20 protein-coding genes are annotated in these 21,233 nt (G+C 42.2%); 9 read left to right on the forward strand and 11 right to left on the reverse strand.

The annotated features are described in order from the left end of the window. Position 1: 1 nt before the first annotated feature. Positions 2-1,141, reverse strand: coding sequence for a glycosyltransferase (locus ACYX4N_RS13460; RefSeq protein ID WP_476054379.1), 1,140 nt, complete (start codon positions 1,139-1,141; stop codon positions 2-4). Positions 1,142-1,438: 297 nt separating this feature from the next. Here ACYX4N_RS13460 and ACYX4N_RS13465 point away from each other — a divergent pair, with 297 nt between their 5' ends. From ACYX4N_RS13465 to ACYX4N_RS13485, 5 genes are all read left to right on the forward strand, one after another. Then, positions 1,439-2,167, forward strand: a complete 729-nt coding sequence (locus tag ACYX4N_RS13465; RefSeq protein WP_476054380.1) for a transglutaminase-like cysteine peptidase — start codon at positions 1,439-1,441, stop codon at positions 2,165-2,167. Further along, positions 2,167-4,104 (forward strand): bifunctional diguanylate cyclase/phosphodiesterase, encoded by a 1,938-nt coding sequence (locus ACYX4N_RS13470; protein WP_476054381.1) that lies wholly within the window; start codon positions 2,167-2,169, stop codon positions 4,102-4,104. Before ACYX4N_RS13465 ends, ACYX4N_RS13470 begins: the two co-directional genes overlap by 1 nt. 132 nt (positions 4,105-4,236) lie before the next feature. Then, positions 4,237-4,806: a hypothetical protein gene (locus tag ACYX4N_RS13475; protein WP_269916332.1), complete on the forward strand. Its 570-nt coding sequence runs from the start codon at positions 4,237-4,239 to the stop codon at positions 4,804-4,806. A gap of 46 nt (positions 4,807-4,852) precedes the next feature. After that, positions 4,853-6,259: an O-antigen ligase family protein gene (locus ACYX4N_RS13480; RefSeq protein WP_476056450.1), complete on the forward strand. Its 1,407-nt coding sequence runs from the start codon at positions 4,853-4,855 to the stop codon at positions 6,257-6,259. A gap of 33 nt (positions 6,260-6,292) precedes the next feature. Further along, positions 6,293-6,703 (forward strand): 3-phosphoshikimate 1-carboxyvinyltransferase, encoded by a 411-nt coding sequence (locus ACYX4N_RS13485; protein ID WP_476054382.1) that lies wholly within the window; start codon positions 6,293-6,295, stop codon positions 6,701-6,703. On the opposite strand, the gene ACYX4N_RS13490 is transcribed toward ACYX4N_RS13485, so the two are convergent. The 6 genes from ACYX4N_RS13490 to ACYX4N_RS13515 form a co-directional block, all read right to left on the reverse strand. Next, positions 6,704-7,459 carry a VpsP family polysaccharide biosynthesis protein gene (locus tag ACYX4N_RS13490; RefSeq protein ID WP_476054383.1) on the reverse strand — a complete coding sequence of 252 codons (756 nt, stop codon included), beginning with the start codon at positions 7,457-7,459 and terminating at the stop codon, positions 6,704-6,706. Beyond that, on the reverse strand, positions 7,452-8,192 hold the full coding sequence (locus ACYX4N_RS13495) for a tyrosine-protein phosphatase (protein ID WP_476054384.1): 741 nt from the start codon (positions 8,190-8,192) through the stop codon (positions 7,452-7,454). The genes ACYX4N_RS13490 and ACYX4N_RS13495 overlap by 8 nt, the downstream gene beginning before the upstream one ends. 9 nt (positions 8,193-8,201) lie before the next feature. Next, positions 8,202-10,418 (reverse strand): GumC family protein, encoded by a 2,217-nt coding sequence (locus ACYX4N_RS13500; RefSeq protein WP_476054385.1) that lies wholly within the window; start codon positions 10,416-10,418, stop codon positions 8,202-8,204. A gap of 26 nt (positions 10,419-10,444) precedes the next feature. Beyond that, positions 10,445-10,930 carry a polysaccharide biosynthesis/export family protein gene (locus tag ACYX4N_RS13505; RefSeq protein ID WP_162889845.1) on the reverse strand — a complete coding sequence of 162 codons (486 nt, stop codon included), beginning with the start codon at positions 10,928-10,930 and terminating at the stop codon, positions 10,445-10,447. A gap of 59 nt (positions 10,931-10,989) precedes the next feature. Beyond that, positions 10,990-12,195 carry an outer membrane beta-barrel protein gene (locus ACYX4N_RS13510; protein ID WP_476054386.1) on the reverse strand — a complete coding sequence of 402 codons (1,206 nt, stop codon included), beginning with the start codon at positions 12,193-12,195 and terminating at the stop codon, positions 10,990-10,992. Between the two features lie 112 nt (positions 12,196-12,307). Beyond that, positions 12,308-12,442: a hypothetical protein gene (locus ACYX4N_RS13515; RefSeq protein ID WP_476054387.1), complete on the reverse strand. Its 135-nt coding sequence runs from the start codon at positions 12,440-12,442 to the stop codon at positions 12,308-12,310. Positions 12,443-12,871: 429 nt separating this feature from the next. On the opposite strand from ACYX4N_RS13515, the gene ACYX4N_RS13520 reads away from it, so the two are divergent. The 3 genes from ACYX4N_RS13520 to ACYX4N_RS13530 all read left to right on the forward strand — a co-directional run bounded on the left by ACYX4N_RS13520 (position 12,872) and on the right by ACYX4N_RS13530 (position 16,476). Then, positions 12,872-14,326 carry an undecaprenyl-phosphate glucose phosphotransferase gene (locus ACYX4N_RS13520; protein ID WP_476054388.1) on the forward strand — a complete coding sequence of 485 codons (1,455 nt, stop codon included), beginning with the start codon at positions 12,872-12,874 and terminating at the stop codon, positions 14,324-14,326. A 29-nt stretch (positions 14,327-14,355) separates the two neighbouring features. After that, positions 14,356-15,765 (forward strand): mannose-1-phosphate guanylyltransferase/mannose-6-phosphate isomerase, encoded by a 1,410-nt coding sequence (locus tag ACYX4N_RS13525; RefSeq protein ID WP_476054389.1) that lies wholly within the window; start codon positions 14,356-14,358, stop codon positions 15,763-15,765. 339 nt (positions 15,766-16,104) lie between these two features. Continuing rightward, the gene (locus tag ACYX4N_RS13530; protein ID WP_476054390.1) at positions 16,105-16,476 is read left to right on the forward strand and encodes a glutathione S-transferase N-terminal domain-containing protein; all 372 of its coding nucleotides are present in this window, start codon (positions 16,105-16,107) and stop codon (positions 16,474-16,476) included. 151 nt (positions 16,477-16,627) lie between these two features. Here the strand turns inward: ACYX4N_RS13530 and rplT are convergent, their stop codons facing one another. The 4 genes from rplT to thrS form a co-directional block, all read right to left on the reverse strand. Continuing rightward, complete coding sequence (gene rplT / locus ACYX4N_RS13535) at positions 16,628-16,984, reverse strand: 50S ribosomal protein L20 (protein WP_012518092.1); 357 nt, start codon at positions 16,982-16,984, stop codon at positions 16,628-16,630. 18 nt (positions 16,985-17,002) lie between these two features. Further along, complete coding sequence (gene rpmI / locus ACYX4N_RS13540; protein WP_012518091.1) at positions 17,003-17,200, reverse strand: 50S ribosomal protein L35; 198 nt, start codon at positions 17,198-17,200, stop codon at positions 17,003-17,005. A 118-nt stretch (positions 17,201-17,318) separates the two neighbouring features. Beyond that, positions 17,319-17,858, reverse strand: a complete 540-nt coding sequence (infC, locus tag ACYX4N_RS13545; RefSeq protein ID WP_179985174.1) for a translation initiation factor IF-3 — start codon at positions 17,856-17,858, stop codon at positions 17,319-17,321. Positions 17,859-17,970: 112 nt separating this feature from the next. Continuing rightward, on the reverse strand, positions 17,971-19,887 hold the full coding sequence (thrS, locus tag ACYX4N_RS13550; RefSeq protein ID WP_476054391.1) for a threonine--tRNA ligase: 1,917 nt from the start codon (positions 19,885-19,887) through the stop codon (positions 17,971-17,973). Between the two features lie 448 nt (positions 19,888-20,335). Between thrS and ACYX4N_RS13555 the strand changes: the two genes are divergently transcribed. Next, positions 20,336-21,220, forward strand: a complete 885-nt coding sequence (locus ACYX4N_RS13555; protein ID WP_476054392.1) for a fructosamine kinase family protein — start codon at positions 20,336-20,338, stop codon at positions 21,218-21,220. Positions 21,221-21,233: the final 13 nt, after the last annotated feature.

Genomic DNA, 21,233 nt, shown 5'->3' on the forward strand with positions numbered 1-21,233 from the left:
TTTATTTACAAACCTTTTCAATAATGGCTATTACTTTTTCTTGAAAGGCATTGTAAGAAAATTGCTGTGCACAGCTTTTACTCTTAGCAGCGTAAGATACCCGAACAGTTTCATCACTGAATGAGCTTAACGCGCTTGCAACACCTTCAGCGTTATTTAACTCACACAGAATACCGTTTTTTTCCTCACTAGCGCCAGTTACTCTGTAAGGATATTGTTCGGCAATAATTTCCGCAGGGCCCGACTCACAGTTTGTTGCTATTACTGCTTTTTCTAAACACATAGCTTCAACAATGGCGTTGGGAAATCCTTCAGCATTCGACGTACTTACAAAGTATTCGGCATTACTTAAATAAGGGTATGGGTTTGCTTTAAAGCCAAGAAACTGAACCTTGCTATCAATTCCTAGTTCCTTAGCTTGCGCTTTAAGGTTGGCTTCTTCATCGCCTACGCCCAAAATCACCAAGTTTTCTGCTATTTTTGCCTTGGCGTAGGCGTTAATTAGTAAAGAGAAGTTTTTATTCTTAACTAAGCGCCCTACCCCTATAATGTAAGGTTTAGCCGGTAGGTCCGATACACTTTCTGACGCTTGAACCTGAAGTTGGTCGATATCGTAAGGGTTGTACAACACCGATACCTTGTCTCTTGATACTGAATAGTTATCGATAAGGTCAGCTCTTACACCTTCAGATACAGCTACTACGCTGTCGGCTTTATTGTAAAGCAAACGAACTAACAAACGGCTTACACTATCCTTTAGGCCGCCAGATAGGTGGCTTGTTGTATTAACCCGCTCGCTTATTATAGCTTTAAACTTTAAGCGTTTGGCTAACGTAACGTTCAAGAAGTTACTTCGCGTTAAAAAGCTAAAGCAATATTCGGGGTTTAGTTCTGCCAAAACAGGCTTAAGCTGTTGATAACCTGAAACTAAACTGCCGTGGGAATTAAGTACTATTTTATCAACGTACTCGGGGCAAACTTGAGATTCTGGCAAGTCGTCTAGCAGAATTAGATGTACAGGAATGTTTTTAGCAACGAAATAAGATTGCATTATGGTTAACAGTTTAACCATTACTCGTTCAGCGCCACCGCCTTCAAGTGAATTAATGATAAACACCGCTGGACGCGCTGAGTACTCCATGAAAGTTCCTTTTCGTTGTAAATTTACTACAAAGCTTGGTAATGATACCAGAAGGTGTGCAAGTTCATAACCCACACTCTGTACTTATATGTTCAAAACTCTATTCGAAGATAGGTTAAACATAAAATGTGCCAAAAAGATCAATAACAAACAAAAAAACTTCTTGGCTTCCAAAATGCCTTTCAAGTTCTTAATAAGTTTGCCATCATTGTCTTATTGGTAGGCAAGCTATGCTATCGCATGGTAGTGAAAGATTTTTTACACTTGCCTTAATCTATTGCATAAAGTACCCACGGTTTGCACCAAAAGAAACGTTTTTGTTTTCCATTTCTTACCCAATCAGCTTTGCGCAGCATTCTAACCGCTGTTCGCACGGCTGTTGTTGTAGGTCTTACCTTACTGACTGTTACCTCACCCATTGCCCAACAAAAAACCGTATTCACACCGCAAGTTTATGCACGCATTAACTCAGTTTATGGCAGCGAAGCAAAAGAAGACGTTGCTAAATGGCGACAATTGGTTGCTGAGTTACAAAGTGATGATCTAGACGAAAAGCTTTACCAGATAAACCGCTTTTTTAACCGTTTTGATTTTGTAGACGACCTTGTTCACTGGCAACAAAAAGATTATTGGGCAACACCAATAGAGTTCATTTCTACTGGTGCGGGCGACTGTGAAGACTACACTATTGCCAAATACTTCTCTTTAATTGAACTTGGCGTCCCTGAACAACAGTTGCGATTAATGTATGTAACCGCCTTAGAATTACGCCAACCCCACATGGTTTTGGCGTATTATGAAACCCCAACCTCTATTCCACTTGTTTTGGATAATATAAATAGGCGTATATTGCCTGCTAATAAAAGAAGAGATTTGTCACCTATTTATAGCTTTAATGGTAACGGCTTATGGGCTGCAAAAGCTATGGGAACGGGCCGTAAGCTGAGGGGAAGCGGCCCAATGAAGATGTGGGACGATATGGTAGAGCGGCTAGACCGCGTTATGTACGGAGATAAAGAAGAATAATGAGACTATCTACCCAACTAAGTACAAGCTTACTCGTTTTTTTGATACTGGTTTTTGCTGGTTCTTTCATAATAAACGTTAAGCTAACTAGAGAATATGTAAACGAGCAGCTTGCCACCCACGCGCAAGATACCGCGACTTCGTTAGGGCTATCTATTACCCCATATTTAAGTGAAGACAACGGTATTGCGGTAGCCGAAACCATGGTAAACGCTATTTTCGATAGAGGTTTTTATCAATACATAACCATTACCGACATGGAAGGCAATTTACTGATTGAAAGGCGCAACCCTAATACCATTGATACGGTGCCAGACTGGTTTACTAACATTGTGGAAGTTACTCCACCAGTAGAGAAAACTGAACTGAATAACGGTTGGACGATGGCGGGTGAGCTGGCGGTTCAAAGTCATCCAGGGCTTGCCAATGAAACCTTGTGGGAAAGTGTTAAGCAAAGTGCCTTTATGTTTTTTGCAGCCTTCGTGTTTGCCTATATTGCCCTACTGTTTATCATTACTGCCATTACAAAGCCCCTTCGTATTGTAGTGAACAAAATTGAAGATATTCAAAACCAAAAGTTTTCTCACATTAACTACAAGCCTTTTACGAAAGAACTTTCTTTTATAACTCAGGCGGTAAACAGGCTTTCTTCCTCTGTTGAAGTAATGTTTAAAGAGTTAACCCAAAAGGCCGAGCAGTTCAGAATTCAAGCTTTTGAAGACAGTCTTACCGGTGTGCAAAATAGAAACGCTTTCACCCGCCATATGAACGCACTACTAAGTAAAACTGCCACTTCGGATGAAGGCTATGTAATTTTAATACGTCTTGCACAACTAAACGCTATTAACATGACGTTAGGTGCACAAGATGGCGATAAGTACGTTACGGGGGTAGCTGAAGAGCTTAAAAACTTCTCATCTAGTATTCAAGAAACATCATTTTTGTTTAGGGTATCGGGCGCTGATTTTGTATTGGTTACAGAGGCTATGACAAAGCAAGAATGTGAAGCGCACCTTCAGGTACTTAATGCCACTTTGTCTCACTATAACCCGCTTAAAGATGGCAGTAAGGCAGTATGGATAGGTGCAGCGCAATTTAATGACCAACAATCCTTTTCTGAAATTATGGAAAACGCTGATAGCGCGCTTATGGCAGCTACCAAGCAACCCAATGGCTGGCAATTTGCCTCTGAGCTTTCTCATATTCACAGCAATACGGCGTGGAAAGAGCGTTTAAACCAAATATTACACCAGCAGTACGCCGATATACTCATTCAGCCTGTAATGAACGTTGACCAAAACACGCCCGCTTATTTCGAGGCGTTCGCACGATTTAAAGATAAAGATACTGGCAACCCTATTCCTATGACTCAATTAATTCCAGCGTCAGAGCGCTTGAACTTAATTCCTGAGGTAGATAAGTTAGTGGTAAGCCTAGTGCTTAATAAATTAGCAAAAGATAAACGTAACGTTGCCATTAACATTGCGAATGCGTCGCTAGCCAACGCTTCATTTAGACAGTGGTTATTAGGTGTACTGAACCAAAATGAAGCGCTATGCACTTATTTGATCTTTGAATTAGAAGATTCTGCGTTAATACACCACAAGAACGACGCGGTATCGTTTTGCAAGTCACTGGTTAGTTTAGGCTGCAAGATTACCATTGAACATTTTGGAGACAATCTTGCATCGTTAGTCGGGTTGAGGGCTATTCAGCCTCATTTTGTAAAAATTTCCGGCAAACTTACGAAAGATATTCACTCAGACAAAGACAGTCAGCTGTTTGTAAGTAGTTTATTGAGTATCGCTCGTGGGTTAAGTATTAACATTATTGCTGAACTTGTTGAGAATGAAGCGGAATGTGTCGCTTTGTCAAAGTTAGATGTTTCATATCAACAAGGGTTTTATTTCGCGAAACCTTCGCTGTGGCAGTTTTAATACACGCGTAAAATAAGCAAAAGTAAATAGATGTACAACAAAAGCGAGATCTTGTACGTTCACTTGTTGTACAATATGGCCATATGGCGTTAGCAAGAAGCTAACCCGACGTTTTTAATCTAAGGATAAGTTATGCGTAGCAACGTTTTTTTATCTGTGCTTTTAAGCGCTTTAATCGCTTTTTCGACAGTTTCTTTTGCACAAGAAGGCAGCGTACCAGGCCTACAAGTTAGAAACCTTTTGGTTACTGAAATTGAAGAGGGTGCCGCGGTTGAGCAAGCAGCTAGTGAAGTAAGCCAGACCGTGCTTGATGAAGCACTATTTTTTGATGCATCAGCTATGGCTTATTTAGGTGAAAATCAGAATGCTTTCGAATCATTGGTGGGCCTTTTGAATGATAACGCCACCGGCTTTGAACTTGCTATAGCAGGTTTTACAGCACTGCCAGAACAGGCTTCGCAGGTTGTTACAATTGCTATTTTGATGTTCCCAGAAGACGCTAATGAGATTTATAACATTGCCCTTCAGATGCAGGTTATAAGCGAAGAAGACGCGCTATTAGCGGTTATCAATGCGGGTGTAGACCCTAGTACCCTAACTGCAACTGCTGCGGGCGCGGCTGGCAATACGTTTTCTCCGCTAGGTGTAGGTACAGGAGCTGCTGGCGCTGGCGGTGGCGATACCACTATCTCAGCTAACTAAAAGAGTCCTCTCATTAGACTGTTAAGCTAGTACGTTGTAAGTGCCTATTTTCAATACCCGGAAAACCGAAAAGTTTCTTTTCGGTTTTCTTTTGTTTACCTTATTCTGGTTACCTTTATCATTAGGTGCCAACCGCCCGTGGGCGTGGGCACTAATGCAAATGTCGGTTTTCTTTCTTGGCGGCATTTTATTACTTACGCACAAATCTCTACTTTCAAAGCTATACGCACAATACAAACTGCTGGTAATAGTATGGTTAGTATTTTTAACCTGGCAGCTTATCAATATAGTCCCTCTGCCTTTTTCTTTGATTGAAGCTCTGCGTCCCGAACGCGTTAATTTTCTACTTAATGGAAATATTCAGGGCATGGAAAGTATAAGTTCGCTATGGCTACCTCTTAGCTTCGATGTGGGCCAAAGCGACGTTATATTCTTTAAATCACTCGCCTATTGTTTCTTATTTTTTATAACGCTGACTTTGGTTAATACAGGCAAGCGACTTCGATATATATTGATAGTGATAAGTGCTGCTGGCGTATTTCAAGCTATATATGGTTCGTTAGAAGTATTGTCTGGCTTACAGTATAGCTTGGTCTTTAAGTTGCCTGTTTCGCATATTGCCACGGGAAGTTTTGTGTATAAGAATCACTACGCTAACTTTCTTTTGCTATGTTTAAGCGCTGCTATTGGTTACATGATAGCGAGTTTACGTATTCGAAGCGGTTCTAGCCCTAGAGAGCGATTACGTAGAATAGTGCGCTTTTGGTTAAGCAATAAAGTGCTGTTTCGTATTGGCATTATTATTATGGTTATTGCGTTAGTTATGTCTCGCTCTAGGATGGGTAACAGCGCCTTTTTCATAGCCATGACTATTACCGCCACACTGGGCTTAATTTACTTTAAACCGCGCCAAAAAAGCTATGTAGTGTTATTTATCAGTATGTTGGTAATCGACATTCTTATTGTTAGTAGCCTATTTGGACTTAAGCAGGTTCAGCAACGTTTAGAACAAACCAACTTAACCCAAGAAAGCAGAGATGAAGTTGTAACTGATGCCCTGCCCCTTCTTTCTGAATATGGGATTATAGGTACAGGCGGGGGCACCTTTTATACGGTATACCCTCAGGTACAAAGTGAATCTATTCAGCACTTTTACGATCATGCTCACAACGAATACCTTCAGTTTGCTATTGAGTTTGGCATAGTAGGCGCAGCCATTATAGCCGTGCTTGTATTGCTGTGCGCGAAAAGCGCCCTAAGCGCAATGCGACACCGTAGACATCCACTGCCTAGGGGAACAGCCTTTGCCGCTGTTATGGCGGCTATAGGGATGGCATTACACAGTACGGTAGACTTTCCTCTACAAGCGCCAGCAAATACCGCTATATTTATTATACTGTTAGCGCTAGGTGCGTTAAGCCGCGATATACCTATGGGAAAGCAAGATAAATAACCGACATTGGTTTTATAACACAAGGGGATTTGTGTGGTATTAAAGATAAAGCGACCGATAAAAGAAGAGCCAAACGTTCAACATATGCTGGAACGTATGCCTAAAAATGTTGCCAATTCTTTTACTGACGACCAACTGTTTCACTTAAACACAGCCCTTGCCGGCCGGCGATGGGGCAGCCACAAAGTTGATGTAAGAGGCACTATAGGTTTACTGCGAAGCCGATATTACTTCGTTTTACTGGCAGGCCGAGATAAGCGCGACCTATCGCGTACAGAAAGCCGCATAGGCAAACTGGTGATGGCAGCGGTTATTGCCCTGTTTTTGTGCGTTTCGTTAGTGCTAGGCTTAGTGCTGCTGTATATATTAAAAAGCTGGCTGGGTATTAATCTTTTTGAAGGGTTTTCATTAGGCTTGTGGGATTGGCTAAATGGAAAAGGCTAGCTAATCATAAGTTATACATTTAGGAATACGTTTTCGAACTGGGTAACTGGCGTCGCGCAACCACCTACAAACGGTTTCACTCGCATTGTGCTTTTGCATTGCCTTTAAAACAAAATCTCTGCTTAGCGGGTTTTGAAGGCCTAAGTTCAAATGCTGTTTCAATTGTTCTTTAATTTTTACGTAGTGGATAGACCTTGCATTAAACATCTCTAAACCGAACTCCACAATAAACTTGTGCACTATGGCATCTTGTGGGCCGGCTTGCTTCGCATTTTTTAGGTAATGATAAAACTCATCATCTAATTCATCACGCAGCAGCTTTACAGATGCCAAGCCAATCCAGCTGCCGCTCCAGCTAGGCCGCAATAGCAGGCTTTTTTCATAGCTTTGTGCCGCATTGTTTAAGTTATCACTATGGCTCTTTAAGCCTAATTCAGCATCGCCGGATTCTTTACTTCTCTTTTCAACAACGGCTTTCCACTCGAATAGCTGCCCTTGTATCTGATAATACAGAGCGTTATCGGGGAAGTAATCGATAGCGCTGCTAATTTTATTTAGGCCCCTGTCAATTCTCTTGATTGAAGCTGTGTCAGGGCTTAGTTGCCAACCCTCAATGTCATTTTTAACGCTGTAATATGCATTACCCGCAATGAAAAGCTGGAAGCTCCACAAAAAACAGAAACCGGCAAGCAGCACCATTACCCACTTCAGTATTAAGCTGTTGTTTGTGAATGCTTTGAGTAAACTGCTAGTCATTGATCGGTTCATTTTTTTGGTCAAACGACACTATCCCACCAGGCCGCGTTACAAAAACTTCTTGCGCAAATTCATCACTGAATGCCGACACAACTTCATAAGCGGCACCCATATCGTTAGGCCGGCGTACAAGGTCGTGAGTGTCTGACGCTACAACATGAAACGCTTTGTTTCGCATCATAGCTAATGCAAAGTCTTCTACCTTTTCGCCAAAGCGGCCTGTTAACGCACCTGCGGTAACTTGAAACATACAGCCTTGTCGCTGCAGCCAATTAAATTTGTGCTGCTCGGCTAACAGCTCGCGATTGCGCTCTGGGTGTGCAATAAGTGGCTGTACGTTATTTTTCAAAAGCCATTTTATAAGCACTTCCAAGCCTTGCGGTATATGGCTATGTGGCATTTCCAGTAACAGGATATGCTTGCCTTTGTATTCGCCTAAAAAAGGCAGTTCTTTTTGCTTGTACCAAATAGGAATTAGCTCGTTCACGCGCACTTCTGCGGCAAAAGAAAGAGAAAGGGGAATAGATGCGCGATTAACTTCTTTTTGAAACTCTAAGAAAGTTTGTTCGATAGACTGTAACCTATTGTCGAAGTAGCCTTTATGTATATGTGGTGTGCAAACCATATGGCGAACACCGCCATCTACGGCTTGCTGCGCCATTTCCAAGGCAATGTCTAAAGACCTGGCACCATCATCGATGCCAGGTAATATGTGGCTATGTAAGTCTATCAATAAATGCTGTTAGCTGTTTTTATGACTGGTATACCCATATTGGTCATAAAACCCAGCGTACCTTTGTGCTGCTCCTGATTTGCGTAAGTCTACTTGATTTAGTACTACACCATCAAGGCGATGACCTACTTGCAAGAAGCGAGACAACCCATTATTGATTAGCTTTTCACTGGTACTGTCAGCACGCACAACATAAATAACTGAGTCACATGAGTTAGCAATAACCATAGAATCGCTTACTGCTTGAGTAGGTGCAGTATCAATTACAACGTACTTATACTGTGTTTTTAACAGCTCAATAAGCTCGTTGAAACCTTTATCCGACAATAGCTCCTGCGGGTTAGAAGGGATAGTACCTGCAGATAAGATGTCGATATTAGATTCTTCATCTCTAACCAAGCATTCATCTAACGTGTGAGACTTCAAAATAAGGTTTGCTACGCCCGGCTGATAGTTCGGAATATTAAATTGTTTACCTACACAAGGGCGACGTAAGTCTGCATCGATAAGAATAGTTTTATCTAGCTGTCCTAAGGCAAACGCTAAGTTAATAGAAACCGTTGTTTTACCTTCTTTAGGCACACTAGAGGTTACCATTATTGCCTGTTGCTCTTTATCTAAATTAAGCAACGACAAGCTGGTACGTAGTGTACGCACAGATTCAGCAAACTGATGCTTTTTACCGTCGAAGAATGAACGAACTGGCAAATCGGTCTTTTTCTTATGTGGCAGCCAAGGAATTAGCCCTAACATACGCTGCCCTAGCTTACGCTCTACGTCTTCTACCGAGCGAATGCCACTATTAAGCGTTTCCATCGCAATAGCTAAGAACACACCAAAGCCAACACTGAATACGAAAGCTGCGCCAATCAACAATTTTTTGTTCGGCTTTGAAGGCACATAGTTTGGAAGTGCTTCATCCAATACTCTCGCGTTTGCAGACTCAAAGCCACCTAGCTCATCTGTTTCTTTTAAGCGTGTGAAAAATGAATTGTATAGTTGTTGGTTAATGTCAACTTCGCGCTGAAGGGCTTTGCGCTGATTATCCAATGCGGATAGGTCGCGGAATTCAGCTTTTGCACGAGACACTTCTCGTTCTAATTGGGCTACCCTATCTTCAGACACTTCGTATTGCGTTGTAATACTTTTGATAAGGTCACGTATTTGGCCGCTTAAAGTTTCTCTAATTGATGAGAGCTCGGCATTTGCAGCAATCATTCGCGGGTGTTTCGGGCCGTATACATTGCTAAGCTCGCTTACGCGCGTCATCGCCTTAGCTTCATCGCGGCGAACGTCTCTGATAGTCGGGTGATTAAGTACTTCAGGCAAGCGTGCAATGTCATCTAATGAAACGTCATTACGTGTTTGTTTGTAAATAACCGCGTTTAATTTAAGCGCCGTCTGTGCATCTAATAGCTGCTTACTTAGTTGCTCTAGTTCTTCAGAAGCTAAACCGACTACACCATCGATGTTTACCACTTGGTTTTCTTCATAGAACTTCGCCAAGTTACGTTCAGCAACGTCTAGCTTTTGCTTCAACCCTTCTAAACTTTCTGTAAGAAAAGACGTCGCTTTTGCCGTCATATCTAGCTTAGCTTGAAGGTAGTTCTCAATGTACACATCGGTAACTGCATTAGCTAATTCAGCCGACAGCTGCGGAGATTCTGTAGTAACGGTAATACGCATTACTTGCGTGTTATCTACCATTTCCACGGATAACGCTCTCATCAATAAAGAAGTAGCTTTACGCTTTTTACCCGCTAAAATTTGCTCTTCGGTAAGCTCTTTTGGATCTTCCTGCGGCAAAAACGGTAATGCTTCTAGAAGGCTGGCTTTAAGCTGGTCGACAATACCCGGCTCTTCTTTGGCTGGCATAAACTCTTCATTAGTCCATAATGACAAGCTTTCCACCGTACGCTCTGCAATTTGGCGCGACTGCAGTATTTCAAACTGAGTTTGCATGTAGTCTTTACGCTTAGTATCTAAGCCATAGACTTCTTCAATTGAAACAACATTTGCTTTGTCTGCTTCTACCAAAATAGTGGTGGTAGAGGTATACATAGGCGTCATGCGCATTACCAAAAGCGCCACGAGTATTGTGAACGCAATTGCTAGCGAAATAATACGAAATGCGTAACGCTTTATAATTCCTAAATAGTGAGCAATGTCGATGGTTTCATTTTCAAACACACCGGCGTTTAACTCTTCCCTGCTATTTACTGCCATTTTTATTCCTGAACGCTACGTATGAATTAGAAGAAACGCTGATTAATGGTGATAATGTCACCGGGCTGGATCATGTCGCTAACCGTTACTGTGAACTCGTTAGTTCTGCCGTCTTTTTCGCGAATGATGGTAATTTTGTCTCGCGCTGCACGTTCGGTGTACCCGCCTGCCAACGCCGCCGCTTTATTTACCGACAACCCTGGTTGATAAGCATAACCGCCAGGGCGCTTAACTTCGCCATCAATAAAGAACGGACGATACTCCACAATAGCAACAGATACCGATGGGTTAACAAGGTAATCCCCTAGTAAACCGTCGTAAATAAGCTGCTCTACTTGGGCTGCAGTTAGACCTACAAGCTTAATTTCGCCAAGAAATGGATAGTTGATAGTACCTACATCTGGCAGGCGAACTTCCATTGAAAGGTCTTCTTGCCCAAAAACGCTTATTTGAATTCTATCACCAGAGCCCAACTGATATTGGCTCATACTTAAATTGCCCTCTTGGGCCATTACTTGTAACGAGCCAAAAAGTAAAAATATTAATGAAAATAAGCTAACCGCTTTTTGCTTCACAGTGTTACCTCTACTGTTACACCAATTTCGCTTTTGTCGTAGCCAATAGTATCTCTGTTACTATCTCTATCTGTGTACTGATAAAAAGTGCTGAATTTTAACCATCTACGTGCTTGATAATTTAGCGCTGCAGAGTAGTTCATCAATTCGTCATCCCTATTAACAATATCTATTTCATTGAATACATATTCGTCATTTTGCTGCGTAACGCTGAAAGACGTGCTGACTCTCTCTAACCAATCATGGTTCCATCGCACACTATAATTTTGACCTCGAATGAAGTCACCCTCACCGTTGGTTTCAAACGTATCTGCGCTGGTAGAGATTCTTACCGTTGAATAGCTAACAGGTTGCCAATCAATACCAACCTCCCAGTCGGTACCATAGAAAGTACCACGAGATTCATCATCAAAATCTTTTTCTTTATAACCTACTTTCGCAAAACCGGTAGTTGCAGCGGTACTCTCCCATACAACACCAACAAGTATACGGGTTTCATCATTGTCACGAGTAACTAAACCAAGTTGTTCATCATATTTTACGAAAGTTTTCGTTACATCAACAACCATACTGGTTGCAGAACCAACCTGGTAACCAAATTCAGCGCCGACCATATTTTTCGCGCGGTCACGAGTAATATAAGCGTCTTCAGTTCTATCGTAATCAAGGGTTTGACGACGCGCTTTTAACGTAATCATGCCATCAGTTGTAGCAGCGCCGTAAGTATATTCGCCATATAAATTGCTGCTTTTGTAAGTGTCTGGTGTCGATATATCTAACCCTGATCCAATCGAAAAACCAGTGCCTCGGTCTTCATGTCCGTCTTCATATTGAGCAAGTGCGCTTATGCGATGACGGCTGTTTAGTTCAAAGTCTCCTGAGGCTTCGACAAAATGGTCAATGTAATCATCATTTTCACTAGAGAAATAAACTCCTTTCTCTAACCTATAACCAACTTGAATCGGGTTTCCGTCGACCTCTGTAGCAGCGATCAGCTCGGGTGAAAGTGTTGTTCGCCAGCTGTAAATTTTACTTTGATTGTCTCTGGCATTCGCTACGTTATCGACATAAGCCATCGACGAAGTAAATGATGGAATTAAATCGAACTGCCCTGCTTGAATTCGACCGGCCTCTTGGGCATATAGTGTCGGAGTGGCGCAAATTACCGACATTGCTATAATGCTTTTGGTCCTTTTAAACATGTTTTTTCCTTCCTTCGATGACCTATCTTGAATGACAATCAAATAAATTTAATGTCGCTTCGGTTATAACCATGGCAAAGATGTCGTAACTAAAATAAAAACCCTGCATCTTTTACAGCATTTTGGTGTTTTTTACCGAAACGTCGAATCTAAGTACGGTACGAGCAATAGGCGTGCCGTCTTTGCAATATTGCTTAACGATATCAATACCAAATAAAAAGCACACTTTGGCTAATTGGTTAAGCATTCACCGCCTCACACGCCGTAACAAAAGTACACAGTAAAGTACCTGTGTATTGTTTCAGCTATGTGTCTGCGCAAAAAACTGAATAATATGCTATCGTATTTATATAAAGAATGAAAAGCGCAAGCGCATCATTCTACTCTTTTTGCACCAAATTAGTACGAAATAAATTTCCACGGTGTAATAAAATTACAATATCGAAGAGATATTGTTACAATAGTCGGGTACGTTGTGCAAATAGCAAAAGTAACAATACGATGAACAATCGTTTGGTATCACAACGAAAAGCACATGTGATTTCAGGCACAACTATTGCTTGGAACTATACAAATGTATTAGCTGTTTTTACTATTTACGTAATACTTGGATCAGGTTAGCTAATCAAACCAGCCATCCATAGCGGCCTTCACTTTTCACCTAGAGATTACCTAAATGGACAATAGAGTAGAATCTAATAAAGCGATTAAAGCGCATCCGGTAGAACCTAATACCAGTGGTGGTTTAGTTGTTAGAAACCAAAGTGGTTTTTCTACTATTTATAGGCTTATTGACCTTTCACTTGTCACCATTCTTTATTATTCGTCTGCGGCTTATTATGGAACGCAGATAGATACTACAAGCCTTATTCTTTTATTTATTAATGTTATTTGCTTTCAAATTTCAGCAGAAGGCGTAGAGCTTTATAGATCATGGCGAGGTCATAGAACACCAGAAATGTTGCGAGCAGCCGCAATTACCTGGATGTTGAGTATTTTGGGCACTATGACTATGGGGTACTTTTTTGTTCAGGAGATTAAGACCCCACCACCTGCAATTCTATTATGGTTCGCTTCGTCATTTGTTGTATTAATAATGTGGCGATTTGTAATGCGTAAGTTCCTTTTTCGCATTCGTAAAAGTGGCTTGAACTCACGTCGCTCTATTATTATTGGTGCCACTCAGCTTGGTGCAAATGTCGCACTTCAGATACAACAAAACGAGCATTTAGGTATTAAGTTCAACGGGCTTTATGATGACAGAGAACCTGAAAGACTGCCACACGAAATGCAAGGCGCAGTGCTTGGAAATATAGAAGCTGCGATTGAAATGGCAAAGCGCAACGAAGTTGACTACATATACATTGCCCTTCCGATGAGTGCAGAAAACCGAATTCGTAGCATCTTAGAACAGTGTAGTGATACAACGGCAAACGTTTATGTTATTCCTAATTTCTTCATGTATAACTTACTGAATGCTAGATGGCAGACAGTAGGAAACGTGCAAGCGCTTAGCGTTTACGATACACCATTCCAAGGCGCAAGCGACGTACTGAAACGTTTAGAAGATATAGTTTTAAGTACTTTGATTCTAATGCTTATATCACTCCCCATGTTAGCAATTGCAGCAGCAGTTAAGCTTACATCTAAAGGGCCCGTAATTTTTAAACAAAAGCGTTACGGTTTAGATGGTAAACAAATTACGGTTTACAAATTCCGGTCTATGACCACGCAAGATAACGGTGCGGTTGTAAAGCAGGCCACTAAAAATGACGCGCGTTTAACTAAGATTGGTGGTTTCTTGAGAAGAACTTCTTTAGATGAACTTCCGCAGTTTATTAATGTTCTGCAAGGTCGCATGTCGATTGTAGGCCCTCGCCCTCACGCCGTGGCGCATAACGAGGAATACCGCAAAATCATTACAGGCTACATGTTACGCCATAAAGTAAAACCAGGAATCACAGGCTGGGCACAAGTGAATGGCCTACGTGGTGAAACTGAGACGACTAATAAAATGGTACAGCGCGTAGAATACGACTTAGATTACATACACCGCTGGTCTATTTGGTTTGATATCAAAATTGTATTTATGACCGTATTCAATGGTTTTATTAATAAGAACGCGTACTAATCAGAATTTATAAGAAAGGGAAATCAGTAATGAAACCTGTAGTATTAGCTGGCGGCACGGGTAGCCGCCTTTGGCCGAAATCACGAGCAGCTCTACCTAAACAATTTTTAGCGCTAACTTCAAACAGCACAATGCTGCAAGATACCATCACTCGCTTAAGCGGCACTGATGCCGAAGAGCCCGTATTCATATGTAATGATGCGCATCGCTTTTTAGTTGCAGAGCAGCTTCGTAAAAAGAATATAAAACATGGTGGTATTCTGCTAGAGCCTGTTGGTCGCAACACTGCACCAGCTATAGCGCTTGCTGCGCTGCACGCAACTAAAAATGGCGAAGACCCAATACTACTAGTGCTTGCTGCAGATCATCTAATTAAAGACCAGAGCGCATTTCACAACGCCATTACTAAAGCAGAAGCTTTAGCGAACGAAGGGAAACTTGTAACTTTTGGTATAGTTCCAGACCAACCGCATACGGGCTATGGTTACATAAAGGCTGGAAATGTACTTAATGTTGGGTTTGAGGTTGCTGACTTCGTTGAGAAGCCAGAACTTGAAACTGCAAAACAGTATGTTGAGTCCGGTGATTTTTTCTGGAATAGCGGCATGTTCATGTTTAAGGCTAGCCGTTATATTGAAGAGTTAGGTAAGTATCACCCCGAGATGCTAGAGATTTGTCGTCGTGCCATTGAAACTGAAGCACCTGATTTAGACTTTATTCGTGTTGATTCTGAAATTTTTGCTACCTGCCCTGACGATTCCATTGACTATGCAGTCATGGAAAAAACAGACAGCGCAGCAATGGTTCCTTTAGATGCTGGATGGAGTGATGTAGGAAGTTGGACGTCACTTTGGGAAACAGCGGATAAAGATGACAACGGAAACGTATGTGTAGGCGATACTATTTTAGAAAATACTAAGAATAGTTATGTCAACGCAGAGCAGCGTTTAGTTTCGGTAATTGGTTTAGAAGACGTGATAGTCGTTGAAACTAAAGACGCCGTTATGGTCGCTCACAAGAATGACGCCCAAAGCATTAAGAACGTTGTAAATAAATTAAAGTCTGAAAAACGCCCTGAATTTGAATTCCACCGTGAAGTTTTCCGTCCTTGGGGTAGCTACGATTCAATTGACAGCGGCGCACGCTTCCAAGTTAAACGTATTACGGTAAAGCCTGGTGAGAAACTATCTGTTCAAATGCACCACCATCGTGCCGAGCACTGGATAGTGGTTTCAGGCAGTGCCAATGTGACTATTGATGACAACACTCAGTTGGTTACCGAGAACGAATCAGTGTATATCCCAATAGGTGCAATACATGCTTTAGAAAACCCCGGAAAAATCCCTCTAGAGCTTATAGAAGTACAGTCGGGTGCATACCTTGGCGAAGACGATATTGTTAGGTTTTCAGACCGTTATGGGCGCGTAGAGAAAAAATAAGAGAGCGCGCTTTACGCTAACGTGATAAATATAAGCAGAGCTTTGGCTCTGCTTTTTTGTGCTTAAGGATAAAAAGGCTCTATTACCTACAACAATTGAAACTACATTAACGGGTTGCCCACCCGAGATAAGAAGATCTCTTAACGGGCCTGGCTTCGATTTTTAGAAGACGCGCTATCGTCTAAGTTAATCATTTGCTTATCGGTATGGGTTCTTGCAACTTACTTTATTGCTATGGTCTTTCATCTGGCGCTTAATCGCAACTCCTTCAAACAAGACCCAATTTAGAAATTTTGCTATACTGCGCTGCTCTATTTATTGACCTAAAAAGACACAAAATTGCGCTTATTTATTTCCCTAATTCGTAACGCACTTGGCGGTGTTATCGCCTTAGTTGATTTGATAACTCGTGGCAGAAAACTTAAACGATTGCCACAAGAACAACAGCAGGTTGAAAAAGCCGTACAAGAATTAACACTTTATCAATTTTTTGCTTGCCCTTTTTGTATTAAAACACGCCGCGCTATATACAAAATGAATTTGCCTATTCGTAAACGCAGCGTATCGTATGGGTCTCCGTATCGTGATGAATTGGCAGAAGGCGGCGGGAAAGTACAAGCTCCTTGCTTACGTATACAAACCCCTGAAAAAGATATTTGGTTGTACGAGTCTTCAGAAATTATTAAGTATTTGCAGCAACGTTTTCAGTAAGTGATTTATATTCGCCGTTTTAAGGAATACAAAATTGGCGACAAGATAAATTTGCTTTAAAGAGAGTGAGTTATCTAAACCCCAAAAACGAAAAAAGGCGAGCATCCTGCTCGCCTTTTTCCGAAAGAACTTAAACTTAATTAGTTAATAATTAAGCTAATGCGCCTTTAGCCGCTTCGACTAGTGCGCTGAAAGCTGCTTTGTCATGTACTGCGATGTCGGCAAGGATCTTACGATCGATTTCAACAGACGCTTTCTTCAAACCGTTAATGAAACGGCTGTACGACATACCATTTTGACGAGCAGCAGCATTGATACGTGCAATCCATAGTTGACGGAATTGACGCTTGCGCTGACGACGGTCACGGTAAGCATATTGACCAGCTTTAGTTACAGCTTGTACCGCTACGCGATATACACGTGAACGTGCGCCGTAATAACCTTTTGCCTGCTTGAGGACTTTTTTGTGACGAGCACGTGCGATAGTGCCGCGTTTTACTCTAGCCATTAATCAGTCTCCTAAGTCTTATACGTAAGGCAACATGCGCTGAACCAATTTGGTATCAGAATCATGAACCAGTTTTTTGCCACGAAGGTGACGTTTACGCTTAGAGCTCTTCTTAGTCAGAATGTGACGTAAGTGAGACTGTTTGCTTTTAAAGCGGCCAGAACCCGTTTTCTTGAAACGTTTGGCGGCACCGCTTACAGTTTTCATTTTAGGCATTGCTAAAACTCCGCATTGTTTAATATCGGTATTTTTCGTGTTGCAGTCACTTCATACCGGCTAATGTTTAGCAGCAAGGTGTTTAAGGGTGCAGATTCCTTAAAACTTTAGACCGTTACTACTTCTTATTTGGGGCTAGCACCATGATCATCTGACGGCCTTCCACACGACGTGGGAAAGACTCGCAAGTAGCGATATCTTCTAAATCACCTTTAACGCGATTTAGTAGATCGATACCGATGTCTTGGTGCGCCATTTCACGTCCGCGGAAGCGGATCGTAACTTTGGCTTTGTCACCACCTTCAAGAAAGCGACGCAGGTTGCGCAGTTTTACCTGGTAATCGCCTTCATCAGTGCCAGGGCGAAATTTAATCTCCTTGACCTGAATTTGCTTCTGTTTTTTCTTCTGCTCTTTTTGAGCTTTACTTTTTTCGAAGAGGAATTTGCCATAGTCCATAACTTTACAGACTGGCGGCTCGGCATTCGGACTGATTTCTACTAGATCTAGGCTCGCTTCTTCAGCGGCACGCGTAGCATCTGCTAGCGAAACCACACCAACCTGTTCACCGTCTTTGCCAATTAATCTTACTTCTCTGGCTTTAATCTCATCGTTAATGCGGGCTTTGTCGCCCTGAGCCTTGTTGTTAGCGCCTTTAATGTGCTATTCCTCCAAACATTTAATTCTTTTGTCTGCTTCTGGGTTGGTCGATTGACCTAAAGTAAAACCAAAAGCAGACACCTTACTTGTGCATTATACACAAATTGCTCAACTATTTAATTGTCTTTTCTACAACTTCTTGTTGAGCCATGGCAATAAAGTCTTCCAGGCGCATTTTGCCTAGGTCGTCACCGCGACGAGAGCGCACTGCTACTTCGCCCGCTTCCATTTCTTTATCGCCCACAACTAGCATATATGGAATACGCTTAAGTGTGTGCTCGCGGATTTTAAAGCCGATCTTCTCATTTCGCAAGTCAGACTTTGCTCTAAACCCTAAATCTTGCAGTTTTTTTACACAATTTGATGCGTAATCAGCTTGTTTGTCAGTAATGTTCATTACTACAACCTGCTGCGGCGCTAACCAAAGTGGGAAGAAACCTGCAAATTCTTCGGTCAAAATACCAATGAAGCGTTCTAGTGAACCCAAAATAGCGCGGTGAATCATTACCGGTACTTTGCGCTCGCCATCTTCAGCTACATAGGTAGAGCCTAAACGACCTGGCATTGAGAAGTCTAGCTGTACGGTTCCGCACTGCCATGCACGGTCTAAGCAATCGTGCAGCGTAAACTCAATTTTCGGCCCGTAGAACGCACCTTCGCCAGGCTGATAATCGAATTCGATATCATTGGCTTTAAGTGCATCTGCAAGCGCAGCTTCTGATTTGTCCCAAATCTCGTCAGCACCTACGCGCTTTTCTGGGCGAGTAGACAGCTTAACTTTGATATTTTCGAAACCAAACGCAGCGTATGTCTCGTACACCATCTTAATACAGCCACTCACCTCTTCTAGGATCTGTTCTTCAGTACAGAAAATGTGAGCATCGTCTTGGGTAAAGCCACGAACACGCATTAGGCCGTGTAGTGCGCCCGATGGTTCATTACGGTGACAGCAGCCGAACTCAGCCATACGAAGAGGCAGATCTCGGTACGATTTCAAACCTTGGTTGAAAATTTGTACGTGGCCTGGGCAGTTCATTGGCTTAACGGCATATTCACGCTTTTCAGATTCTGTGGTGAACATGTTTTCAGCGTACTTGTCCCAGTGACCCGATTTTTCCCAAAGCGTACGGTCCATCATTAATGGGCCTTTTACTTCGTCGTAGCCGTATTCGCGAAGCTTCTTACGCACAAAGCTTTCTAGTTCGGTATAAATTGACCAACCATCGTTGTGCCAGAACACCATACCTGGTGCTTCTTCTTGCCAATGGAAAAGGTTTAGTGCTTTACCAATTTTACGGTGGTCACGCTTTTCAGCTTCTTCTAGGCGCTGTAGGTAAGACTTAAGCTGCTTCTTGTCAGCCCATGCAGTACCGTAAATACGCTGAAGCATTTTGTTGTCGCTGTCGCCACGCCAGTAAGCGCCTGCCACTTTCATTAGTTTGAAGTGGTGACAGAACTTCATGTTTGGTACGTGAGGTCCACGACACATGTCTGTGTATTCTTCGTGGTGATAAAGTGCTGGGCGGTCGTCCTTGCTGATGTTTTCATCAAGAATTTCCATTTTGTAGCTTTCGCCGCGTGCTTCAAATGCATCGCGTGCTTCTTGCCAGCTCACTTTGTTTTTAACCACGTTGTAATTGGTTTTAGCCAGTTCAAGCATACGCTTTTCTAGTTTGGCTAAGTCTTCCTGGGTTAGGCTTTCTTCCATATCAACATCGTAATAAAAACCGTTGTCGATAACTGGGCCGATAGCCATTTTGGTGTTAGGCCAAAGCTGTTTAATCGCGTGACCTAACAAGTGCGCGCAACTGTGACGAAGAATTTCTAACCCTTCATCGTCTTTTGCAGTAATAATTTGAAGTTGTGCGTCCGCGTCAATCATATCAACGGCGTCAACTAATTCACCGTTTACTTTCCCTGCAATGGTTGCTTTGGCTAAACCAGGGCCAATGTCGTTTGCAACGTCTAATACAGAAACAGCGTTATCGAAAGCGCGTTGGCTTCCATCAGGAAGGGTAATTACAGGCATTTTAATTCCTTTACAGTGGTGACGCCTACTCTGCGCCACATGCATTTATTTAATAAATTAATCGTGCTTTTTAGCACTCGAAACTTGCTTTACATTAATCGCGTTGGCGTAACAATAAGATACCCGCGCTGCACTTGTTTACTTAGCTTTTGTTAAACAAGCAGCATTAAAGTAAGTGGTGGATTATAACTAGTGTATGGTCAACTTCAATATTGAAAAGCCTTTATTCACTAATTAGTGAGTCTTTGTTTATATCTAATAGGTTTTTAGTGAGATTTGATGTCGTAATTTATGCATTTCACCATTTTTAACCCATACTTTAGTTGAAGGCGATAACGGTGAATAAGCAAGCCCCTTGCATAAGCTTTAATTTGCATTAGACCAATAGTTGCACATTACCCTTTCCGCCTTTTTGGGCTTAAGCATTAAACCAAGCAGAGTATGTAATATGTGGCATTTTATTAGCGAACATATTTCAGATGAAACCCAGCAATTTTTTAGCTGCCAGAAGGCTGAGCGCGTAAGCGGTGGCGACACTCACGAAAGCTACATCATAAAAGACGAGACCCACAGGTATTTTGTAAAAACGAGGCGCTACGACGACACCCAGCAACTTTCCCATGAAGCGGAAGGGCTTACTGCTATTGCCAACACACAAACCATTTGTACACCCCAGGTTATTTGTCACGGTATCACGGCTAACGAATCACCCAATATGGAGTATTTAGTACTTTCTCATATTCGATTCTTAGAGCCTGCCGTAAGCGATTATTTTACACTAGGGCAGCAGCTTGCTGCGCTACATAGCGTCAACGCCTACACCAGCTATGGGTGGCCCCACGACAACTATATTGGCGCCAGCGTACAAACCAACGGGCGCATGGCATCGTGGGCCGACTTTTTTGCAGAAAAACGCATAGGCAGTATGTTAGAGCGCCTAGCATTCAATGGTCTATGGACAAAACAAAACGGTGATATTGATAATATCGTCACAAAGGTAAGGCACTTATTAAGCTTGCATCAACCCCACCCTTCTCTGCTTCACGGCGATTTATGGGCGGGTAATGCGGGCTTTAATAAAAAAGGGCCTGTTTTGTTCGACCCTGCCGTGTATGTTGGCGACGGGGAAACTGACCTTGCTATGGCTGAACTGTTTGGTGGTTTCCCCAATACCTTCTTTGATGGCTACCACCAGCACACGCCAATTGAAAAAAATTACGCGTTAAGAAAACCAATTTACCAGCTTTACCATATTTTAAATCACGGGTTATTATTCGGCGCACATTATATTGCGCAAGCCGAACAAATATTAGAAGACATCTATAGGCATTAAAAAAAGCGCAGTA

Source organism: Alteromonas sp. ABH4_452 (genome assembly GCF_056311825.1).